The 3,369-nt window shown below is 46.6% G+C and carries 2 protein-coding genes; one reads left to right on the top strand and one right to left on the bottom strand.

What is annotated here, in order from left to right:
- Positions 1-76: 76 nt before the first annotated feature.
- Positions 77-2,761: a formate dehydrogenase subunit alpha gene (gene fdhF, locus VN379_RS04970; RefSeq protein WP_325531416.1), complete on the top strand. Its 2,685-nt coding sequence runs from the start codon at positions 77-79 to the stop codon at positions 2,759-2,761.
- A 68-nt stretch (positions 2,762-2,829) separates the two neighbouring features.
- Here fdhF and VN379_RS04965 read toward each other — a convergent pair.
- A partial coding sequence (locus tag VN379_RS04965) for a hypothetical protein (protein WP_325531414.1) occupies positions 2,830-3,369 on the bottom strand: 540 nt, incomplete at its 5' end.

Below are 3,369 nucleotides of genomic sequence, written 5' to 3'. Positions count from 1 at the left end.
CTACTATCTAAATAGCGAGTCACACAGTTTAGAGATATCTCAATAACAACTAACTATTTAAGGAGCGTGATAGCTTATGGAAATGATTAATTTGACAATTGACGGTTTGCCTCTACAGGTATGCAAAGGAACCTCAGTCCTTGATGCTGCCCGTACTATTGGCGTCAATATTCCAACATTATGCCACCTGGCCGATTTAACCCCTGAGGGTTCCTGCCGTATCTGTCTTGTTGAAGTAGAAGGGGCACGCGGCCTGGTCACTGCTTGCACTTATCCGGTATCTGAAGGAATGGTTGTACGCACGAGCTCTATAGCAATTTTCGAAGCCCGCAAAAGTGTGGTAGAACTAATCCTTGCCAATCATCCCCAGGATTGTCTTTTCTGCAAACGCAACCTGGATTGTGAACTGCAATCCCTGGCCACTCAGCTTGGTGTAAAAGAAATACGCTTTCAGGGAGACATCCGCCAGTCTGCCATTGATGACAGTAACCCATTTATCATTAGGGACAACAACAAGTGTATTCTATGCGGACGTTGTGTACGCGTCTGTCAGGAAGTACAGTGCTGTAATGTTCTTGACTGGACAGACCGCGGCTTTACTTCAAAAATAGCTCCGGCATTTGATGATCCGATGGTCAAAACCGATTGTTTCTTCTGCGGCACCTGCGTGTCGGCTTGCCCGGTTGGCGCTTTGCTTGAAAAACCAATGTTCAATGAAGGAGTCCCGGACAAAAAGGTCAAAACAACCTGCCCCTTCTGTGGCGTAGGCTGTAATTATGACCTCAATGTCAGAGAGGGTAAAGTAATCGGTGTTACCTCTAACCTGACCAGTGTGGTTAACGGACGGCTTACTTGTGTAAAAGGCCGCTTTGGCATCGACTATATCCATAGTCCGGAGCGTTTGACCACTCCGCTAATAAAGAAAAATGGTGAATTTGTGGCAGCATCATGGCATGAAGCCCTGGACCTGATTACAACAAAATTTAATGAAATTAAAAATACTCATGGCAGCGATGCCTTGGCGGCAATCAGTTCGGCCCGCTGTGTTAACGAGGATAACTATATTATGCAGAAATTTATGCGGGCAGTAATCGGCACGAATAATGTTGATCACTGTGCCCGTACCTGCCACGCGCCCACAGTAGCGGGGCTAGCCGCTTCATTCGGTTCCGGAGCGATGACCAATTCAATTGGTGAGGTTTCCGACTCTAAAGTAATCTTCTTAATCGGCGGTAACCCCACAGAGGCACATCCGGTGATTGCAGCCAAAATGCGTCAGGCCCTCCGCAAAGGTGCAAAACTAATTGTTGCCGACCCGCGAAAAATAGAACTCGCCGGTAAAGCCGATGTATTTATGCAGCTCAGACCTGGTACCGACATAGCCCTTATTAACGGATTAATGCATATTATTCTCAAGTCAGGCTGGCATGACCAGGAATTTATTAAGTCCAGTACAGTCGACTTTGATTTAGTGGCTGCCATCGTGGAAAAGTACACTCCGGAACATGTCAAGAGCATAACCGGGGTTCCAGAGCATTTACTAAGAGAAGCTGCCAGAATCTATGCAACTGCAGAACGGGCCTCAATATTCTATACCTTAGGTATTACTGAACATACCTGCGGTACTGATAACGTTATGAGCCTTGCCAATCTGGCCATGCTAACAGGTAATGTCGGCAAACTTAATTCAGGCGTAAACCCGATGCGCGGTCAGAATAACGTACAGGGCTCCTGCGATATGGGCGCATTGCCTAATGTTTATTCCGGTTATCAGAAGGTTAATGACCCGCAGACACATGAAAAATTTGAAAAAGCCTGGGGAGCTAAGCTGTCAGACAAGATTGGACTGATGCTGCCTGACATGATTGATGCTGCTGTTGAGGGTACATTAAAGGCCATGTATGTTATGGGAGAAGATCCGGTGCTGACAGATGGCGATGCCAATCATGTACGTAAAGGCTTTGCAAACCTTGAATTTTTGGTAGTGCAAAATCTATTCATGACTGAGACCGGCAAATTAGCTGATGTCATCCTCCCAGGTGCCTCTTTTGCCGAAAAGGATGGCACATTCACCAATTGTGAACGTCGTGTGCAACGTGTTCGCAAGGCCATAGAACCAATTGGCAACAGTCTCCCCGACTGGCAAATTATCCGCGACCTATCAACCAAAATGGGCTATCCGATGTCCTACAACAATTCCAGTGAGATTATGGATGAAATGGCCTCCTTAAGCCCAATGTTTGCCGGTCTCTCTTTTGAGCGCATTGACGAAAATGGCTTGCAATGGCCGGTACCGAACAAGGAACATCCTGGCAGCCAATACCTTCACAAGGATGGTAAGTTTACCTGCGGCGCCGGTGTATTTAAAGCCATTGAACATCAACCCCCCGGCGAAGAACCTGATGCCGAATATCCCTTCGTCCTTACCACTGGCCGTATTTTGTATCATTATAATATTACGACAGCAGGCAAATCCAAACAGCTAACTGAGTTCCGCCCTGAAGAACAGGTTATGATCCACCCTGATGATGCTAAACGCCTGGGCATTAAAAATCAGGATATGATTGAGGTTGCTTCCCGCAGGGGCTCAGTACAAGCCAAAGCCTGGGTAACCGCTGATGTATTGCCAGGCGGAATCTGGATGTCCTTCCATTTTGTCAACGCTCCGACCAACCAGGTCACCAGCGGCTTCTATGACAAAGTAACCAAAACCTATGAATATAAGGTATGTGCCGTAAAAGTTGCAAAAGCTGTAAGCTGATAAAAACCACCATTAATGGCATTAGCCGTTAATGGTGGTTTTTCTTTAAGTGGACTGCGCCGCTATAACTACGTGCCATCTCTTTCATCATTGTCGGGACGGTGCTGACTCTTATCTTCGCCGGTGCGTTTTGCAGCAGGATGAGCTAAGAGTTCCAGGGGGCTTCGATGCTGCATGGTTGCTTGATCCAGAACTTTGAAGCTATATCCCATGACGACACCAAATATCGTTGACGTAATGTAATTCGAAAGCGCCGTGTTAAATGGCGCTGGTACCGTTCCTGGGGTTTGAAATAGTGCAGTTAATAAATAGATTACAAAGTAAGGCGTAGTTCCCAGCATCCAACCCTTGAAAAGAATCTTACGACTGGTGACCCATACAAGGAAATAAGCGAACATGGAGCCGACAGCACCGCACCAGCCAATGTGAATAAAGACAGAAAACATATGTTCTCCAAAACTAAATGGCGGCACATGACCAAAGATAAGGATTGCAGCCCAATCTGATAACCGTAGCGTAGTGAATCCCAACAAGTATGAAAGATGGCTTAATGCACTTGACACAACCCCGCCAATAACTCCAGCCACAAAGCCTCGATACAACCTGTC

Source organism: Sporomusa sp. (assembly GCF_035561255.1).
In the GTDB taxonomy this organism is placed as follows: Bacteria; Bacillota; Negativicutes; order Sporomusales; family Sporomusaceae; genus Sporomusa.
Note: the sequence above shows the minus strand (reverse complement) of the source record. Positions and strands in the feature narration are given on the sequence as shown.